The 387-nt window shown below is 70.0% G+C and carries 1 pseudogene; it reads right to left on the bottom strand.

Annotated elements, in window-relative coordinates:
* Positions 1 to 387 (bottom strand): annotated as a pseudogene (locus QZL71_RS12090) (SMC family ATPase); the annotation flags it as partial.

Raw genomic sequence — 387 nt, 5'->3', positions numbered from 1 at the left:
GCAGCCGCTGTGCGGCCAGCTGCTGGGCCTGCTCCCGCAGGGCAGTGCGGGCGGCGGCAAGGCGGGCCTGTTCTGTCTGTAAAAATTCCAGCGGCTGGGCAGGCCCGGCGGTTTCGGCAGTGGCTTGCTGGGTCTGCAGGGCATCTACAGCGGCTTTGGCAGCGGCATAGGCCTGCTCTGCCTGTTTGAGGGAGTGCTGAGCCTGCTCCATGCCGGTGCGCAGGGCGGTGCGGCTGGCTTCCAATGCATCCAGCGCGGCCTGTGCCTCGGCCCGCTGCGGGTAGGGCAGGGCTGCACGAGCGGCAGCGGCCTGCTGTTCCAGCGCATCGGCGCTGGCATTCTGCGCGGCGGCGGTGCTGTCAGCTTCAGCGGCGGCCTGTTCCAGTG

The organism is uncultured Faecalibacterium sp., from assembly GCF_900066275.1.
GTDB classification, from domain to species: Bacteria; Bacillota; Clostridia; order Oscillospirales; family Ruminococcaceae; genus Faecalibacterium; species Faecalibacterium taiwanense.
This window is presented reverse-complemented; position numbering and strand designations above follow the sequence as displayed.